Source organism: Gibbsiella quercinecans (assembly GCF_002291425.1).
GTDB lineage: Bacteria > Pseudomonadota > Gammaproteobacteria > Enterobacterales > Enterobacteriaceae > Gibbsiella > Gibbsiella quercinecans.
Genome location: NZ_CP014136.1, coordinates 2,565,554 through 2,583,265, shown reverse-complemented (window position 1 = coordinate 2,583,265; position 17,712 = coordinate 2,565,554). Strand labels below are relative to the sequence as shown.

Sequence of the window (17,712 nt, the reverse complement as noted above, 5' to 3'; positions counted from 1 at the left end):
TTTTCTCCGAATGCCTGGTTAACATGGTGCCATTCATCGCCGTGAATAACGCTAGCGGATGCTCACGCGCTCAGCCTAAACCTGTAGCCAGAAAGTGACCGGGCCGTCATTCACCAACGCCACTTTCATATCCGCCGCAAATTGCCCGGTCGCGGTTTCCACGCCGCGCTCACGGCACTGCCCGACAAAATAGCGGTACAGCCGATCGGCTTCGTTCGGCGCCGCACCGCGTGAAAAGCTCGGCCTCATGCCCTTTTGGGTATCGGCGACCAGCGTAAACTGCGACACCACTAAAACACTACCACCGGCCTGTTGCACATTGAGGTTCATTTTGTCATTTTCATCGCCGAAAATGCGATAGCCCAGCACGCGCTCGCACAGGCGCGCGGCTTTTTGCTCGCTATCGCCCGCTTCCACCCCCAATAACACTAACAAACCGGGGCCGATTTTACCGATGGTTTGCCCTTCTACCGTAACGCTGGCGTTCAACACCCGCTGAATTAACGCAATCATAACTGCCCTTCCTGCTCCCCATCCTGATGTTGCTCTGCTTTCTGTTGGCGGTACCGGCGGTATTCGCCCATGGTCACGGTGATTTCCGCGCCGAGTAACACGATACACCAGCTCCAGTAGACCCAGAGGAATAAAATGGGGATCACCGCCAGCACGCCGTAGATCAACTGATATGACGGGAACATGGTGACATACAGCGCAAAGCATTTCTTGCCCAGTTCAAACAACACCCCGGCCACCAGAGCGCCGACCAGCGCATCTTTAGGCGGCACCCGCACCGTAGGCACAATGCTGTACAGCAACCAGAAAGAGCCCCACGACAGCAACAGGGGGAAAATACGCAGCACCTGATCCACCAGGCTATTCACGCCGCTCTGCGCCAACCAGTTCAACGAGAGCAGATAGGAGCTGATGGCCATGCTTGCGCCCACCAGCAGCGGCCCCAGCGTCAGCACCATCCAATAGACGGCGAAGGACACCACGATGGGCCGCTTGTCCTTGCTGCGCCAGATGGTATTCAGCACGCTATCGACCGATGAGATCAGCAACAGCGCGGTCACGATCAACCCGCAGGTACCGACAGCGGTCATTTTGCTTGAGTTGGCAACGAACTGCTCCAGATAGCGTTGGATCACGTTGCCGGCCGCCGGCATAAAATTGGAAAAAATAAAGCTTTTCAACTGCACGCTGATATCCGAAAACATCGGAAATACGGCGAACAGCGCAAAGACCACGGTGACCAGCGGCACCAGCGACAGCAACGAGACATACGCCAAATGGCCGGCCAATATGGTCAGGCCATCACTGTCGATACGTTGATACAACAGGCGCCCGAAAGTCACCCCTGGTTTGATTGACGACGGCAGCGTCTTACGGCGAAAAAACCACATATTCACTCCTTGATGACCGTTCCCCCCAACCTGGCTTCAAGGAACAGCACGGCAACCGGCTACCCCCTCGGGGTATTCGCGGGCTAACCAAGGGGTAAAAAAAGAAACCGCCGCCGCAACAGGAAGCATGAAGGATATGCCTTAAGCTTAACGCGCCATGGGTTATTGGGCAAAATAGGCCGGCACGACGGTGTTATCGGTCACCAAAACGGTATTGATCCCCAACGCCTGCGCCGCCGCAATATTGTCGAGGTTATCATCGAAGAATACCGCCTGATCCGGCGTCGCGTTTTCCTGCGCCAGCACATGCTGGTAGATACGCGCTTCAGGTTTACGCATACCCAGCTCCTGCGACAGGTAAACGCGGTGCGCCGTCGCGGCGATTTCCGGATACTGCTGCGGCCAGAAATGGGTATGTAAGCGGTTGGTATTGGACAACACCACCACCCGGTGCCCTTCGTCGCGCAGGCGCTGCATAATGGCGATCACTTCCGGGCGCAGCGCGACAAACACCGCCTGCCAACCCGCGGCAAACTGTTCAAAGCTCAGCGCGAACCCCATCTGATGGCTCATACCGGCGGCAAACGCCTCGTCGCTGACTTCGCCGCGTTCATGCTGTTCGAACAGCTCGCCCATAGCGAAACGTTCGGCCACCGCCGCCAGCGGCGTGCCGCTTAAACGGCTCCAGACACCCAGTACACGTTTGAAATCGATATCGACAATCACATTACCTAAATCAAAGATATACAGCATCGTCCTCTCCTGATCGGTCGGGGAAAGCTCACTGTAGCGGGAAAAGGCAGGGCTGAACAGGGAAGGGTATAAAAAGCCTGCAGACAGCCAATAAATGGCAGAGGCAGAAAAAACTCAGGGCGCCAAAGGCGCCCTGAATCACAGCGGACTCAATCAGCGATTACGCTTCTTTCGGGCCGCGGTTCGCACGTTTACGATCGTTTTCCGTCAGATGACGCTTGCGGATACGGACCGAGGTCGGCGTAACTTCAACCAGTTCATCATCATCGATGAATTCCAGCGCTTGCTCCAGCGACATCTTGATAGCCGGAACCAGCGTGGTGGCTTCGTCAGTACCGGAAGCACGCATGTTGGTCAGTTTTTTACCGGTCAGGCAGTTCACGGTCAGATCGTTAGAGCGTGAGTGAATACCGATAATCTGGCCTTCATACACTTCCGCACCGTGGCCGAGGAACAGCTTACCGCGATCCTGCAGGCTGTACAGGGCGAAGGCGACCGCTTTGCCCTGGCCGTTGGAGATCAGCACGCCGTTCTGGCGCTGGCCGATTTCACCCGGGCGCACATCGTCGTAGTGGCTGAAGGTGGAGTACAGCAGGCCGGTACCGGAAGTCATGGTCATGAACTCGGTACGGAAGCCAATCAGGCCACGGCTTGGGATCACGTAATCCAGGCGGATACGGCCCTTGCCATCCGGCACCATGTCTTTCACATCACCTTTACGCTCACCCATGGCCTGCATGACTGCGCCCTGGTGCTGCTCTTCGATATCCAGCGTGACGTTTTCGAACGGTTCCTGCATGCGGCCGTCAATCTTACGGTTGATAACCTTCGGACGGGATACGGCCAGCTCGAAGCCTTCACGGCGCATGTTTTCGATCAACACGGACAGGTGCAGTTCACCACGGCCGGATACGCGGAACGCATCGGCGTCTTCGGTTTCTTCAACACGCAGCGCCACATTGTGCACCAGCTCTTTCTTCAGGCGATCGAGGATCTGGCGAGACGTCACGAACTTGCCTTCTTTACCACAGAACGGCGAGGTGTTAACGCAGAAGAACATGGTAACGGTCGGTTCATCAACGGTCAGCGCTGGCAGCGCTTCAACCGCGTTAACGTCACAAATGGTATCAGAGATATTCAGCTCGCCCAGACCGGTGATGGCGATAATGTCGCCCGCCTCGGCCACAGTGGCTTCAATACGCTCCAGGCCCATGTGGGTCAGCACTTTACCGACTTTACCGTTACGGGTTTTGCCTTCGCTGTCGACGATGGTGACCTGCTGGTTAGGCTTCACTTTACCACGCTTGATACGGCCGATGCCGATAACGCCCACGTAGTTGTTGTAGTCCAACTGGGAGATCTGCATCTGGAACGGTGCTTCCAGCTCCACTTTCGGCGCAGACACGTGGTCAACGATCGCCTGGTAGAGCGGGGTCATGTCTTCGGCCATATCGTTATGGTCGGTGCCCGCGATGCCCATCAGTGCAGATGCATAGATGATTGGGAAATCGAGTTGCTCGTCGGTGGCGTCCAGGTTCACGAACAGATCGAACACCTGATCGACAACCCAGTCAGGACGCGCGCCAGGGCGGTCAACTTTGTTGATGACGACAATCGGTTTCAGACCATTAGCGAATGCTTTTTTGGTGACGAAACGGGTTTGCGGCATGGGGCCATCCATTGCATCCACAACCAGCAGCACCGAATCAACCATAGACATTACGCGCTCAACCTCGCCGCCGAAGTCGGCGTGCCCTGGGGTATCAACGATGTTGATGCGGTAGTCTTTCCAATTAATGGCGGTGTTTTTTGCGAGGATGGTAATCCCACGCTCTTTCTCCAAATCGTTGGAGTCCATTACGCGCTCAGTCGCTTCAGTACGGGCATCAAAGGTACCGGACTGCTGCAGCAACTTATCAACCAGGGTAGTTTTACCATGGTCAACGTGGGCAATAATGGCGATGTTACGCAAATTTTCGATCACAGCTTTGCCTCAGGCATTAGAAATAGCGCGCTATTGTACACGTATTAAGCGAGGGACTAAACAAGATCACAGCAGTCTGTCATAAACAACTGCAAATTGGTTAGTTTGTGATCCCTTTCACGGTGCAAAAATAGACACCCGGTGCAGTAATGCACCATAACGGTGCCATGTTGTGATGATTTTGAACTAAAAAGGTGCATCCCACCACTTTGGTGCATACTGATAATGTGCAAAACCCGCACAGAAAGGCGATTAATTGGCTTTTAAAAAGTTGGCACAGTTTTCGCTTTAGTCTACGCAAGGCTAATAAAAGCCAGGTACCACAGATTCGTTTTCCACGACGACAATGATAAATCCGGGAGAATTAAGTATGTCCGCTGAACACGTTTTGACAATGCTGAATGAGCATGAAGTGAAATTCGTAGATCTGCGTTTCACTGACACCAAGGGTAAAGAACAACACGTAACCATCCCTGCTCATCAGGTAAACGCCGACTTTTTCGAAGAAGGCAAAATGTTTGACGGCTCCTCTATCGGCGGCTGGAAGGGCATTAACGAATCTGACATGGTGCTGATGCCAGATGCCAGCACTGCGGTACTGGATCCATTCTACGAAGAGTCAACCCTGATCTTGCGCTGCGACATCCTCGAGCCAGGCACCATGCAAGGCTACGATCGCGATCCGCGCTCCATCGCTAAACGCGCAGAAGACTTCCTGCGTTCTTCCGGCATCGCAGACACCGTGCTGTTCGGGCCAGAACCTGAATTCTTCCTGTTTGACGATGTGCGCTTCGGCAGCAGCATCTCCGGTTCTCACGTGGCTATCGATGATATCGAAGGCGCATGGAACTCCGGTACCAAATACGAAGGTGGTAACAAAGGCCACCGCCCTGGCGTTAAAGGCGGTTACTTCCCGGTTCCTCCGGTCGACTCTTCACAGGATCTGCGTTCTACCATGTGTTTGACCATGGAAGAAATGGGCCTGGTTGTTGAAGCGCACCACCACGAAGTGGCTACCGCTGGTCAGAACGAAGTGGCTACCCGCTTCAACACCATGACCAAAAAAGCCGACGAAATCCAAATCTACAAATACGTGGTGCACAACGTTGCGCACGCATTTGGCAAAACCGCCACCTTCATGCCGAAGCCAATCTTCGGTGACAACGGTTCCGGTATGCACTGCCACATGTCGCTGTCCAAGAACGGCACTAACCTGTTCGCTGGCGACAAATACGGCGGCCTGTCTGAAACTGCCCTGTTCTACATCGGCGGTATCATCAAGCACGCCAAAGCGATCAACGCACTGTCCAACCCGACCACCAACTCGTACAAACGTCTGGTCCCGGGTTATGAAGCACCGGTCATGCTGGCGTACTCCGCCCGTAACCGTTCCGCTTCTATTCGTATCCCAGTGGTTGCCAGCCCGAAAGCGCGCCGTATCGAAGCTCGCTTCCCGGATCCAGCGGCTAACCCATACCTGGCGTTCTCTGCGCTGCTGATGGCTGGCCTGGACGGCATCATCAACAAAATCCACCCTGGCGATGCCATGGATAAAAACCTGTACGACCTGCCGCCGGAAGAAGAGGCTGAAATTCCAAAAGTAGCAGGCTCACTGGAAGAAGCGTTGAGCGCACTGAACGAAGACCGCGAGTTCCTGACCCGTGGCGGCGTATTCACCGACGATACCATCGATGCCTACATCGAACTGCGTAAATCCGAAATGGATAAAGTGCGCATGACTCCGCATCCGGTTGAGTTCGAACTGTACTACAGCGTGTAACACACGCTGGGCGTCCCCACGGTGGCGCCCCCAATTTTGTTGTCGTTTTTTTGTTGCCGTGGAAACTTTCAGCCCATCTTCGGATGGGCTTTTTTCTCCACACGGTTTTCTGCAAGGCTACGCTGTTCCGCGGTTACGCCGAATGGAGTAGGATAAACGCACTAAAAAAGTGCAGGAGTCTGCGGTATGGCAACTGGCAAGCTGCCCGATGCTGGGCAGATCCTCAATTCTCTCATTAACAGCATTCTGCTGTTGGATGATGAATTAGCGGTTCATTACGCGAACCCGGCGGCCCAGCAATTGCTGGCGCAAAGCTCGCGTAAACTTTTCGGCACCCCGCTGCCCGAGCTGCTTGGTTATTTTTCACTGAACATTGAGTTGATGCGCGAAAGCCTGAATACCGGCCAGGGGTTCACTGACAATGAAGTCACGCTGGTGGTCGACAGCCGTGCGCATATTCTTTCCCTTACCGCCCAGGCGCTCCCCGATGGCTATATCCTGATGGAACTGGCGCCGATGGATAACCAACGCCGCCTGAGCCAGGAACAGTTGCAGCACGCGCAACAGGTTGCCGCTCGCGATCTGGTCCGCGGGCTGGCGCATGAAATCAAAAACCCGCTGGGTGGGCTGCGTGGCGCGGCGCAACTCTTGGCCAAGGCGCTGCCAGACCCGACGCTGACCGAATACACCAAAGTGATCATTGAACAGGCAGACCGCCTGCGCAATCTGGTGGATCGCCTGCTGGGGCCACAGCGCCCAGGCCAACATATTACCCAGAGCATCCACCAGGTGGCAGAACGGGTATGCCAATTGGTTTCGCTGGAAAAACCGGACAATGTGACGCTGGTGCGTGACTACGATCCCAGCCTGCCCGAACTGGCACACGATCCCGATCAAATTGAACAGGTGTTGCTGAATATCACCCGCAACGCGCTGCAGGCGCTAAGCAGCGAGGGCGGCACCATCACCCTACGCACGCGCACCGCCTTCCAGATAACCCTGCACGGTACCCGCTACCGTCTGGTTGCCCGCATCGACATTGAAGATGACGGCCCCGGCGTACCGGCACAGCTGCAGGATACGCTGTTTTACCCAATGGTCAGCGGCCGCGAAGGCGGCACCGGCCTGGGATTATCCATCGCTCGTAATCTTATCGATCAGCATTGCGGCAAAATTGAGTTCAACAGTTGGCCAGGACATACCGAATTTTCGGTTTACCTGCCTATTCGCCAGTGAGGTTTTCTATGCAACGAGGGATAGTCTGGATCGTCGATGACGATAGCTCCATCCGCTGGGTGCTTGAACGCGCGCTCACTGGAGCGGGTGTGAGCTGCGCCACATTCGACAGCGGGAATGAAGTACTGGAAGCATTGGCCACGCAAACGCCTGATGTGTTGTTGTCTGATATTCGCATGCCGGGTATGGATGGCCTGGCGCTGCTCAAACAGATCAAACAACGTCACCCAATGCTGCCGGTTATCATCATGACCGCTCATTCAGATCTGGATGCCGCCGTCAGTGCCTATCAACAGGGCGCCTTTGATTACCTGCCCAAGCCGTTCGACATCGACGAAGCCGTCGCGCTGGTCGAACGTGCGATCAGCCACTATCAGGAGCAGCAACAGCCGGCACGCAGCCAGCCTGCCAGCGGCCCCACCACCGACATCATTGGCGAAGCGCCAGCGATGCAGGATGTGTTCCGCATTATTGGGCGGCTGTCGCGCTCATCCATCAGCGTGCTGATCAATGGCGAATCCGGGACCGGTAAAGAACTGGTGGCCCACGCGCTGCATCGCCACAGCCCGCGAGCCAAATCCCCGTTCATCGCGCTGAATATGGCGGCGATCCCGAAAGACCTGATCGAATCTGAACTGTTCGGTCATGAAAAGGGGGCGTTTACCGGCGCCAACCAAATACGCCAGGGCCGCTTTGAACAGGCCGATGGCGGCACGCTGTTCCTGGATGAAATCGGCGATATGCCGCTTGATGTCCAGACACGCCTGCTGCGTGTGCTGGCCGACGGCCAGTTCTACCGCGTGGGCGGCTATGCGCCGGTAAAAGTGGACGTGCGAATCATCGCCGCAACCCACCAAAACCTGGAACAGCGCGTACAGGAAGGCAAGTTCAGGGAGGATTTGTTCCACCGCCTGAACGTGATCCGCGTGCATCTGCCGCCGCTGCGCGAACGGCGCGAGGATATCCCTCGCCTGGCGCGTTACTTCTTGCAGGTGGCGGCGAAAGAGCTGGGCGTCGAGGCTAAAAATCTGCACCCGGAAACGGAAACTGCTCTGACCCGCCTGCCATGGCCGGGGAACGTACGTCAGTTGGAGAATACCTGCCGCTGGCTGACCGTGATGGCCGCTGGCCAGGAAGTGCTGATCCAGGATCTGCCCAGCGAGCTGTTCGAAACCAGCATGCCGGAAAGCGGAGGCCATAGCCTGCCGGACAGTTGGGCCACGCTGCTGGCGCAATGGGCCGATCGCGCGTTGCGTTCCGGTCATCAAAACCTGCTCTCAGAGGCACAGCCGGAGATGGAGCGCACCTTGCTCACCACCGCGCTGCGCCACACGCAGGGGCACAAGCAGGAAGCCGCACGGCTACTGGGCTGGGGCCGAAATACGCTGACGCGTAAGCTGAAAGAGCTCGGGATGGAGTAAGGTGCGGAACTGATTATAAAAAATACAATCAATCGCACAAAAATTGGCAAGAAACAGGCTTTACAGAGCGCGCCGCCGCAGTATGATCGTGGCGTAAACTCCGGAGGTTCGCGATGTTGGATTCACTCATCGTATTCATTACCCATGGCGCAGACGTCAGCGCTGCCGCCAGCCACACACCGCAAGCAGCTTTTGCTGCGGTATTGTGTGCCGCACTTATCAATTTGTTCAGTTAAAACAACAGCCGCACACGCGGCTGTTGTTTTATGCAGTGAAACTTCCAGCCAACAAAGGCGCTAAATCACCCGGGAAAACTGCTGGGCATGGGCGGGCTTGCGCAAATAGACGTCAAAACACATACAGATGTTACGGATCAACAAACGGCCGCGCGGCGTTACGCGCAGCCTGTCGGGCAGCCTTTCCACCAGCCCGTCATCCACCAGCGGCGCCAACAACGCCAGATCGTCAGCAAAATAGGCATTGAAAGGAATGCCATACTGTTTTTCGATCGGCGCATAGTCCAATTGAAAATTACAAATCAGCGTCTTGATCACATCGCGGCGCAGGCAGTCGTCCGCCGACAGCGCCAGCCCACGCCATAGCGCATTGCCACGTGCTTCCACGCTGCTGTAATAGGCCTTCAGCTCTTTCTGGTTCTGCGCATAGCTATCGCCCAGCATACTGATGGCGGAGACGCCAAGCCCCAGCAGATCGCAATCCCCTTGGGTGGTATAGCCCTGGAAGTTGCGGTGCAACTGGCCGGCACGCTGCGCCTGCGCCAGTTCATCACCCGGGCGGGCAAAATGATCCATGCCGATAAACTGATAGCCTGCGCGGGTCAACGCGGCGATGGTCTCTTGCAGAATCACCAGTTTCTGCTGCGCGTTGGGTAAATCGGCGTCTTTGATTTTGCGCTGTGCGGCAAACAGGTTAGGCAGATGCGCATAGTTAAATACGCTCAGGCGATCTGGGCCCAGCGCGATCACGCGCTGCAGAGTAAAAGCGAAGCTTTCCGGCGTTTGCTTCGGCAGGCCATAAATCAGGTCGATATTGCTGGAATTGAAGCCCAGCGCTTTGGCCCGCGCAATCAGGGCAAAAATAAAGTCTTCGTCCTGCTCACGGTTCACCAGGCGCTGCACGTCTTTATTAAAATCCTGCACGCCCATGCTCAGGCGATTAAAACCCTCATGGCGTAAATGATCGAGCACGTCCAGTTCAATTTCACGCGGATCCACCTCGATCGACATTTCAGCGCCGGGCTGAATGTCGAAATGCTGGCGCAGCATCGCCACCAGTTGGCTGATTTGCCGCTTATCAAGATAGGTAGGCGTGCCACCGCCCCAGTGCATCTGGCTGACCCGACGGCCAGCAAACAACGGCGCACGGGCGATGATTTCACGCTCCAGCGCCGCCAGGTACTCATCCGCCTTATGCGTTTGGCGCGTGACCAGTTTATTGCAGCCGCAAAAGTAGCAAAGCTTGTGGCAAAAAGGGATATGCACATACAGTGAAAGGGGGCGCTCGGGGTAACGTGCGGCCGCGCGCTGGAACGCCGCTTCGTCGTAGTTTTGGTTAAACTCCAGCGCCGTTGGGTAGGATGTGTAACGAGGCCCCGAGTAATTATATTTTTGGATTAGGGCCGAATCCCAGACAATCGTCTGTTCTGACATGCTTGCTCACTCCTTGCGATATTTTTTTCTACCGTGCCGTGAGATGGGCTGTTGTCTATACTGTCTGGCCACGGAAGCGCTGCGAAAACGTGCTTTACGTTTAGACAGCCGCCACAGTTTACCGAATAACCACACTAGATAACATGTCAATAGCAGCGCGATTGCCAGGATCACCCACATAGCGCGTTAAAATGCATCCTTGGCATTGCCGCCTTTCAGCAGCCTGACAATATCTTCCTGCTTATCGTCTTCATCGATCTCATCGTCTTCGTCGCCAAGCTCAATGCCCAACTCATCCATCAGCACATCGATGCGATCCAGCGTTTGATCGACATAGGCCTGATCTTCCGCGCTCAGGGTTTCGCCGTCGTCCAAGCGATCCAACAGGGTATTCAGGCGCTCGTCGTTTTCCAGTTTTGCCAGCTCTTCCTCTGGGGCCTGGCGCGGTTTTACCGGCGCTTTCGGCTTAGCCGGTTTGGCCTTCACCTCGCCGGCAACCACCAACGGCACTGGCGTTTTACTGCCGATGCGCGGATCTTTGGCGGCAGAGGATGATTTGTTGTTCTGTTTGCCGCCTTCAACCTGGGTGCGCGAACCCGAGGCATGGCCACGGCGTTTTTTATCACGCTTGCGTTCGCGGGCTTCCTGATCGAGTTCCGCACGGCTTTTCTTTTTGGTTTTTGGCGCAGCCGCTTTGCTGCGGGGCGTTTTAGATGGCTGGTTCATGGCGCTCGCTCTCAAGAGATGTAGATTCAGTATAGAATTGCGCCGGAATCTAACAGAAAGTAGGCAAAGAAAAAAGGCGGTAGGTTTGACCTACCGCCTATTTCGCACCTTCTGCTGAAGGATATTCTAAAGTCGCTTTCCATGCGTACATACAACGTCCCAGTTTTTCCCTCTGTTATAACCGCATTCCCTGCAACTATCTCTTTCATCCTGAAAGGAAAATCATCCCTTGCGTAATCCATCCGCCGTCACTCATCCTGAGTGTGCATCCCGCATGCATCCTGACTGCAAATACTTCACCATCCGTGTGCTGTTCGTGCTTTCAGATACGAACAAACAATTCCTTCTGATGCCCTCTACGCATCCTGCGTATTCCCTGAGAGCCGCCACTCTTCCAGAGTGTTCCTTCATTCCCACACGTCCTGTGTTGCGGACTACTTTACGTGAACCATCAACGCGCTCAAGCCATCGGCAGGGGTTTTACCTGATAGTTTTTACTCACCACAAAATAACTATCTGTTATTTAAAATTAATTTTTAACAAGGCGTGCAAATAAAGCGACATTGCCCGCTATTCCAATGGCAAATGTCTCACACGGCCAGGGGGACATTCACACATCGCGCCCGTTGAAAAAAAGAGAAAGCCACCCTTTTGGCGCTGATGCAGTTATAATCGCCCACCAGTAAGCCATCCTCACGGAGACGAAAATTTTGACCAGTAAAAATTATAACTATCATGTGACCCACTTCGTCACCAGTGCCCCCGATATCCGCCACCTGCCGGCGGATGCAGGCATTGAGGTGGCATTCGCCGGCCGCTCCAATGCAGGCAAATCCAGCGCCTTAAATACCCTGACTAACCAAAAAAGCCTGGCACGCACCAGTAAAACGCCGGGCCGTACCCAGCTCATCAACCTGTTCGAAGTGCAAGAAGGCATCCGCCTGGTCGATCTCCCCGGCTATGGCTATGCGGAGGTCCCGGAAGAGATGAAGCTCAAATGGCAACGCGCACTCGGGGAATACCTGCAGATGCGTAACTGCCTGAAAGGCCTGGTGGTGCTGATGGATATTCGCCATCCGCTCAAAGACCTCGATCAGCAAATGATTCAGTGGGCTGTGAACGTCGATATTCCGGTGCTGGTATTGCTGACCAAAGCCGACAAGCTGGCTTCGGGCGCGCGCAAGGCACAGGTGAATATGGTGCGTGAAGCCGTGTTGTCTTTCATGGGTGATGTGCAGGTAGAAGCGTTTTCTTCACCGAAAAAGATCGGCGTCGACAAGCTAAGCCAAAAGCTCAATGCCTGGTTCAGTGAGATCCCACCGGAAACGTTGCCAGAAGATGAAGCGCCAGGGGAATAACCCAGCGGATAGAGAAACCCGGCCTGCGCCGGGTTTTTTTATGCCCGTATGCCGGCCTGGAAGCGATTTTTTTGTTATATAATTACAGTTTTGACAAAAAGCTATCAGGAAAGCTTATGGCAGGAGGTTGGCAACGGGGGATTAGATCCTGCCGCCGGGCAGCAAACAGCGCGTGGAACAATGGACAGGGAAATAAGAAAATCCTATGGATAATCATTGATTTGCACAATAAAAAACGCCCCAGTCAAAACTGACTGGGGCGGCTAATATTCAGCCAAATCCGATTACGTGAAGTAAAAGGTCTGAAAGATAGAACATCTTACCTCTGTACCCTACATCTGTAACTCTACATCATTTCTCCGCAGGGAAAAAGCATTTTTTGTAGTTTACTTACACAAAATGACATCGAATCGCACCAATGTTGCTGGATAAAGCGGCGCAACCTGTTGCTTAATTACAAAAAGTGCTTATGTTATAGCCAGTTACACTTTGAATGTTAACAACGCAACGGCACATGCCGGCCGGCAAACCTTGCCTTAGTGCGCTTCATCCCAGTTCTTGCCCACACCGACGTCCACCTTCAGCGGCACGGCCAACTGCATGCTGCCTTCCATCAACGCGCGGATCTGCTGGCTGGCGGCCTCAATGGCCGACTCGTGCACTTCGAACACCAGCTCATCGTGCACCTGCATGATCATGCGTACCAACGGCTTGTCCTGATCTTGCAGCCAGGCGTCCACCGCAATCATCGCGCGCTTGATGATATCAGCCGCAGTGCCCTGCATAGGCGCATTGATCGCTGCCCGCTCAGCGCCCTTACGGCGCATGGCGTTGCTGGCGCGGATATCCGGTAGGTACAGCCGGCGGCCGTCCAGCGTGCTGACATAGCCCTGCTCAGACGCCTGCTGGCGGGTACGCTCCATGTATTTCAGCACGCCAGGGTAGCGTTCGAAATACAGATCCATATACCGCTGTGCTTCACCGCGCGGGATATTGAGCTGGCGCGAAAGCCCAAAGGCGCTCATGCCGTAAATCAGGCCGAAGTTGATCGCCTTGGCGCTGCGGCGCTGTTCATTCGTGACTTTATCCAGCGGCAGGCCGAAAACTTCGGCGGCGGTCGCACGGTGGATATCTTTGCCGGCGGCAAACGCCTTAAGCAAGCCTTCGTCTTGCGACAGATGCGCCATGATCCGCAACTCAATCTGCGAATAGTCCGCCGCAACGATACGATAGCCAGCCGGGGCGATAAACGCCTGGCGAATACGGCGGCCTTCATCATTGCGCACCGGGATGTTCTGCAGGTTCGGATCGCTGGAAGAAAGGCGCCCGGTCGCCGTCACCGCCTGGTGATAAGAGGTATGCACCCGCCCGCTGACCGGGTTAATCATCAGCGGCAGCTTATCGGTATAGGTGGTTTTCAGCTTCGCCAGGCCGCGGTACTCCAGGAGCACTTTCGGTAGCGGGTAATCCAGCGCCAGCTCGGCCAGCACTTCTTCGTTGGTCGAAGGGGCGCCGCCCGGGGTTTTCTTCAGCACCGGCAGCTTCTGTTTTTCATACAGAATCGCTTGCAGCTGTTTGGTCGACGCCAGGTTGAACGGCTCTTCCGCCAACTCATGGGCTTGCATTTCCAACTCTGCCAATCGTTTGGTCAGCTCTTTGGAATGTGCCGCCAGGATGTTCTGATCGATCAGCACCCCGGTGCGCTCAATATGCGACAGCACCGGCAGCAGCGGCATTTCAATTTCATTGAATACCGTGAGCAGATCTGGGCTGTCTTTCAAGGTTGGCCACATGGCCAGGTGCAACTGCAGCGTCACATCTGCGTCTTCTGCCGCATAAGGCGCGGCCTGTTCCAGGGCAATCTGATTAAACGTCAGTTGGTTTTTGCCCTTGCCGGCAATTTCTTCAAAGGTGATGGTTTTGTGGCCCAGATAACGATTGGCAAGGCTGTCCATATCGTGGCGGCCACTCACGCTGTCGAGCACGTAAGATTCGAGCATGGTGTCATAGGCGATGCCGCGCAGATCGATGTCATAACGCGCCAGCAGGCTTTTATCGAACTTCAGGTTCTGCCCCACTTTCAACGCGTCTTTGTCTTCCAGCAGCGGCTTGAGCGTTTCCAGCACGTAGGCACGATCCAACTGTGGCGGCGCGTCCAGGTAATCATGAGCCACCGGCAGATAGGCGGCTTCGCCGGGCGCGATGGCAAACGACAGCCCGATCAGGTTCGCGCTCAAAGTATCCAGGCTGTCGGTTTCCGTATCGAAGGCAAACACCTCGGCTTTTTTCAGCTTTTCGATCCAGGCATTGAAAGTCTCGTCATCCAGGATGGTGACATAGCCTTCCTGCGATAGCTGGGCCTTAGGTGCATCATCGGCAGCCACGCTGGCCGCCTGCGGCTTACTGGCGGCCTTAGCGGCCCCTTTTTTGCTTTCCAGCCAGGAACCGGATTCAACGTCGGCCAACCAGCGCTTGAATTCATAGCGTTTGAACAACTGATGGAGCTGATCGACATCCATCTGGGCAACTTCAAGCTGCGCACAGCTTAATTCCAGCTCAACGTCGGTTTTGATCGTCGCCAGTTTATAAGAAAGGTATGCCAGCTCTTTGTTTTGCTCCAGCTTAGCGGCCATGGTTTTGGCACCGCGGAAGCTGAGGCCGGCGATATCCCCCAGATTGGCATACAGGGTGTCCAGCCCGCCAAGGCCTTGTAACAAGGCCTGCGCGGTTTTCTCGCCAATGCCGGGCACACCGGGGATGTTATCGGATGAATCCCCCATCAGCGCCAGGAAATCGATAATCAGCTCAGGTGGGATGCCGTACTTGTCGCACACTTCCTGCGGCCCCAGCACCGTATTGTTCATGGTGTTGATCAAAGTGATGTTTGGCGTAACCAACTGCGCCATATCTTTATCACCGGTGCTGATCAGCACCGCGTGGCCAGCTTGCTCGGCCTCCTGGGCCAGCGTGCCGATGACATCATCGGCTTCCACACCGGGAACCACCAGTAACGGCAGGCCCATGGCCTTGACCATCTGATGCAACGGCTCTATTTGCGCACGCAGATCGTCCGGCATTGGCGGCCGGTGCGATTTATATTCAGCAAACAGCTCATCACGGAAGGTTTTACCTTTGGCATCAAATACCACGGCCACATGGCTAGGAGTAAACTGCAAAAGCAGGCTACGCAGCATATTCAATACGCCATACATAGCCCCTGTCGGTTCACCGGCCGAGTTGGTCAGCGGAGGGAAAGCATGGTATGCCCGGTAGAGGTAAGAGGAACCATCAACCAGGATCAACGGGTTTTCTGCAATCTGTGCCATAACGTTTCTTTTTCGTGATCGGACATGATGTTAAGCATGCCATAGCTCGCCGCCAGAGACGAACCCTGCGTGCATTTTGGCTAAAAAATACGGCCCAGCCGATGGACGATCCTGAGGATCGACCTGTGGATAACTTTGTGCATAAAATAGGAAATGAATTATAACGGCTGTTTATTTATTATAAGTGTAATAAAAAAATCAATTTAAATCATATGATTAGTTTAATATTGGCCGAGCTTGATTGGTTACCCTCTCTTTTCTGTTTTGTGGATATTACTTGTGTCTGACTTTAATCACCCTGGGTATCAATTCAATATGGCAATTAGCTAAAAGCCATTCAGATGATTACCCGCGTGTTAAACCCGTTACCTTTTCCTTACGATTTCTCGCCCCATTTTCTGTTAAAATCCCTTTTTTCGCGTAACGATATATGCAATTTTGCGCCCAACCTTCTTCAGCTTAAACCTATGCCAAGACTATTCGCCCCCATCATATTTATTCTGTCGGCCTTGCTTGCCATCCTGGTTACCGTCTTGTGCTCAATTCCCATCACGCTGGCCGGGGTGGTTAAGCTTCTGGTGCCTATCCCGGCCATTTGGCGGCATATTTCCGCCTTTGCGGATTTTATGATGTGGTGTTGGTGCCAGGGGTTGGCCGTGCTATTACACATTAACGTACCCTTGCGTTGGGATATTACGGGGCTGGAAGGGTTGGATCGCAAAAACTGGTATCTGTTAATCAGTAACCATGAAAGCTGGGCCGATATTGTGGTGCTGTGTGTGCTATTGCGTAACCATATACCGATGAATAAATATTTTCTTAAACAGCAGTTGGCCTGGGTGCCGTTTGTCGGCCTGGCCTGCTGGGCCCTGGACATGCCGTTTATGAAGCGCTATTCACGCGCCTATTTGCTTAAGCACCCGGAAAAACGTGGCCAGGATATCGAGACCACGCGCCGTTCCTGCGAGAAGTTTCGCCTGCGGCCGACAACCATCGTTAATTTTGTCGAAGGCTCACGCTTCACGGAAGCCAAAAGAATAAAAACCCGCTCTCCTTTTAAGCATTTACTGGCGCCCAAAGCGGCGGGTATCGCATTTACCTTGAGTGCATTAGGGAATCAATTTGATCGGGTGTTAAACGTCACCCTGCTTTACCCGGAAAACCATCAACGGCCATTTCGGGATATGCTGTGCGGCCGCCTGAAACGCATTGTCGTCAGGGTAGAAACCATACCGATTAATGAAACCCTGCGTGGCGATTACTTTAATGACAAGCAGTTCAAACGCCAATTTCAGCAGTGGCTGAATAACCTGTGGCAAGAAAAAGACCAGCTGTTGGAAAAGTTAAAACGCCAGTATCGTTAACAAAAACGCCGGTTAACCCGGCGTTTTGTTGTTCACTTCATCGTTATTTCTGTTCACTTAGGAATTTAACAACGTCGGCAAATTGCTTCACATAGGCGTCCATGGAACTGGTATCCAGGCCATCGTTTTTAACCATGTATTTGCCATTCACAAATATCGCCGGCACGCCGCGCAGTTGCAAATCTTCGGCGGCTTTTTCCTGTTGCACTACCAGGGATTTCACCACGAAGCTGTTCAGCGCAGCGTCATAGTCTTCCGCTTTCACACCCGCCTTCACAAACACGTCGCGGATATCATCCGGGGTTTGCACCGTTTGCGTTTTCTGTACGGCTTCAAACATTGGCGCCGTGATCTTATCTTCAACCCCTAAGGCCAGTGCAACCGCCCAAGCCTGAGTGAGCTGTTTCCCCAGTGGCCCCAGGAATTCGACGTGATACTTGGTCATTTTGGTGCCGGCTGGCAGTGCGCTCCTCACCGCATCGGAAACGTGGTAAACCTCTTCAAACTGATAACAGTGTGGGCAATAGAACGAGAAAAACTCCAGAACCTGCGGCTCACCGGTAACCGGCTTGTCCAGGGTCACGTACTGGCTACCATCGCTAAACTGCGCCGCTGCGGCACTGAATGCCATCACCATGCCAACCAGCGCCAACCATATTTTCTTCATAAGACTAAACTCTCCGTTGTGTTA

Annotated in this window: 15 protein-coding genes; 6 read left to right on the top strand and 9 right to left on the bottom strand. The window is 54.3% G+C overall.

Translation table 11 applies throughout. The features are described from left to right. Positions 1–75: 75 nt before the first annotated feature. The 4 genes from dtd to typA all read right to left on the bottom strand — a co-directional run bounded on the left by dtd (position 76) and on the right by typA (position 4,140). Complete coding sequence (gene dtd / locus ACN28Q_RS11920; protein WP_095846548.1) at positions 76–513, bottom strand: D-aminoacyl-tRNA deacylase; 438 nt, start codon at positions 511–513, stop codon at positions 76–78. Next, on the bottom strand, positions 510–1,403 hold the full coding sequence (locus tag ACN28Q_RS11915) for a virulence factor BrkB family protein (protein ID WP_095846547.1): 894 nt from the start codon (positions 1,401–1,403) through the stop codon (positions 510–512). The genes dtd and ACN28Q_RS11915 overlap by 4 nt, the downstream gene beginning before the upstream one ends. Positions 1,404–1,565: 162 nt before the next feature. After that, positions 1,566–2,156 (bottom strand): glucose-1-phosphatase, encoded by a 591-nt coding sequence (gene yihX / locus ACN28Q_RS11910; protein WP_095846546.1) that lies wholly within the window; start codon positions 2,154–2,156, stop codon positions 1,566–1,568. Positions 2,157–2,316: 160 nt separating this feature from the next. After that, complete coding sequence (typA, locus tag ACN28Q_RS11905; RefSeq protein WP_095846545.1) at positions 2,317–4,140, bottom strand: ribosome-dependent GTPase TypA; 1,824 nt, start codon at positions 4,138–4,140, stop codon at positions 2,317–2,319. A 370-nt stretch (positions 4,141–4,510) separates the two neighbouring features. On the opposite strand from typA, the gene glnA reads away from it, so the two are divergent. From glnA to ACN28Q_RS11885, 4 genes are all read left to right on the top strand, one after another. Further along, complete coding sequence (gene glnA / locus ACN28Q_RS11900) at positions 4,511–5,920, top strand: glutamate--ammonia ligase (RefSeq protein ID WP_095846544.1); 1,410 nt, start codon at positions 4,511–4,513, stop codon at positions 5,918–5,920. Between the two features lie 186 nt (positions 5,921–6,106). Further along, positions 6,107–7,156, top strand: a complete 1,050-nt coding sequence (gene glnL / locus ACN28Q_RS11895; RefSeq protein WP_095846543.1) for a nitrogen regulation protein NR(II) — start codon at positions 6,107–6,109, stop codon at positions 7,154–7,156. Between the two features lie 8 nt (positions 7,157–7,164). Continuing rightward, positions 7,165–8,577, top strand: a complete 1,413-nt coding sequence (gene glnG, locus ACN28Q_RS11890; protein WP_095846542.1) for a nitrogen regulation protein NR(I) — start codon at positions 7,165–7,167, stop codon at positions 8,575–8,577. 113 nt (positions 8,578–8,690) lie between these two features. Continuing rightward, positions 8,691–8,813: a YshB family small membrane protein gene (locus tag ACN28Q_RS11885; RefSeq protein ID WP_145957817.1), complete on the top strand. Its 123-nt coding sequence runs from the start codon at positions 8,691–8,693 to the stop codon at positions 8,811–8,813. Positions 8,814–8,873: 60 nt separating this feature from the next. On the opposite strand, the gene hemN is transcribed toward ACN28Q_RS11885, so the two are convergent. Together hemN and yihI are read right to left on the bottom strand one after the other, a co-directional pair. Next, positions 8,874–10,247, bottom strand: coding sequence for an oxygen-independent coproporphyrinogen III oxidase (hemN, locus tag ACN28Q_RS11880; RefSeq protein ID WP_095846541.1), 1,374 nt, complete (start codon positions 10,245–10,247; stop codon positions 8,874–8,876). A 186-nt stretch (positions 10,248–10,433) separates the two neighbouring features. Continuing rightward, the gene (gene yihI / locus ACN28Q_RS11875; protein ID WP_095846539.1) at positions 10,434–10,973 is read right to left on the bottom strand and encodes a Der GTPase-activating protein YihI; all 540 of its coding nucleotides are present in this window, start codon (positions 10,971–10,973) and stop codon (positions 10,434–10,436) included. A 710-nt stretch (positions 10,974–11,683) separates the two neighbouring features. Here yihI and yihA point away from each other — a divergent pair. Beyond that, entirely contained in the window at positions 11,684–12,331 is a 648-nt protein-coding gene (gene yihA, locus ACN28Q_RS11870) for a ribosome biogenesis GTP-binding protein YihA/YsxC (RefSeq protein WP_095846537.1), read from the top strand. A gap of 270 nt (positions 12,332–12,601) precedes the next feature. On the opposite strand, the gene spfP is transcribed toward yihA, so the two are convergent. Then, positions 12,602–12,649, bottom strand: a complete 48-nt coding sequence (spfP, locus tag ACN28Q_RS25190; RefSeq protein ID WP_071892919.1) for a small protein SpfP — start codon at positions 12,647–12,649, stop codon at positions 12,602–12,604. A 218-nt stretch (positions 12,650–12,867) separates the two neighbouring features. Further along, positions 12,868–15,657, bottom strand: a complete 2,790-nt coding sequence (polA, locus tag ACN28Q_RS11865; protein ID WP_095846536.1) for a DNA polymerase I — start codon at positions 15,655–15,657, stop codon at positions 12,868–12,870. A 467-nt stretch (positions 15,658–16,124) separates the two neighbouring features. Between polA and ACN28Q_RS11860 the strand changes: the two genes are divergently transcribed. After that, the gene (locus tag ACN28Q_RS11860; protein ID WP_095849006.1) at positions 16,125–17,021 is read left to right on the top strand and encodes a 1-acylglycerol-3-phosphate O-acyltransferase, YihG family; all 897 of its coding nucleotides are present in this window, start codon (positions 16,125–16,127) and stop codon (positions 17,019–17,021) included. 43 nt (positions 17,022–17,064) lie between these two features. Here ACN28Q_RS11860 and dsbA read toward each other — a convergent pair whose 3' ends face one another. Further along, on the bottom strand, positions 17,065–17,688 hold the full coding sequence (gene dsbA, locus ACN28Q_RS11855) for a thiol:disulfide interchange protein DsbA (protein WP_095846535.1): 624 nt from the start codon (positions 17,686–17,688) through the stop codon (positions 17,065–17,067). Between the last annotated feature and the right edge of the window lie 24 nt (positions 17,689–17,712).

Excerpts from the sequence above, each read along its gene's own strand:
- ACN28Q_RS11860 (WP_095849006.1), top strand. The coding sequence starts at position 16,125 with ATGCCAAGACTATTCGCCCCCATCATATTTATTCTGTCGGCCTTGCTT.
- glnL (WP_095846543.1), top strand. The coding sequence starts at position 6,107 with ATGGCAACTGGCAAGCTGCCCGATGCTGGGCAGATCCTCAATTCTCTC.
- yihI (WP_095846539.1), bottom strand. The coding sequence starts at position 10,973 with ATGAACCAGCCATCTAAAACGCCCCGCAGCAAAGCGGCTGCGCCAAAA.
- yihX (WP_095846546.1), bottom strand. The coding sequence starts at position 2,156 with ATGCTGTATATCTTTGATTTAGGTAATGTGATTGTCGATATCGATTTC.
- glnA (WP_095846544.1), top strand. The coding sequence starts at position 4,511 with ATGTCCGCTGAACACGTTTTGACAATGCTGAATGAGCATGAAGTGAAA.
- hemN (WP_095846541.1), bottom strand. The coding sequence starts at position 10,247 with ATGTCAGAACAGACGATTGTCTGGGATTCGGCCCTAATCCAAAAATAT.
- polA (WP_095846536.1), bottom strand. The coding sequence starts at position 15,657 with ATGGCACAGATTGCAGAAAACCCGTTGATCCTGGTTGATGGTTCCTCT.
- dsbA (WP_095846535.1), bottom strand. The coding sequence starts at position 17,688 with ATGAAGAAAATATGGTTGGCGCTGGTTGGCATGGTGATGGCATTCAGT.
- ACN28Q_RS11885 (WP_145957817.1), top strand. The coding sequence starts at position 8,691 with ATGTTGGATTCACTCATCGTATTCATTACCCATGGCGCAGACGTCAGC.
- dtd (WP_095846548.1), bottom strand. The coding sequence starts at position 513 with ATGATTGCGTTAATTCAGCGGGTGTTGAACGCCAGCGTTACGGTAGAA.
- glnG (WP_095846542.1), top strand. The coding sequence starts at position 7,165 with ATGCAACGAGGGATAGTCTGGATCGTCGATGACGATAGCTCCATCCGC.
- ACN28Q_RS11915 (WP_095846547.1), bottom strand. The coding sequence starts at position 1,403 with ATGTGGTTTTTTCGCCGTAAGACGCTGCCGTCGTCAATCAAACCAGGG.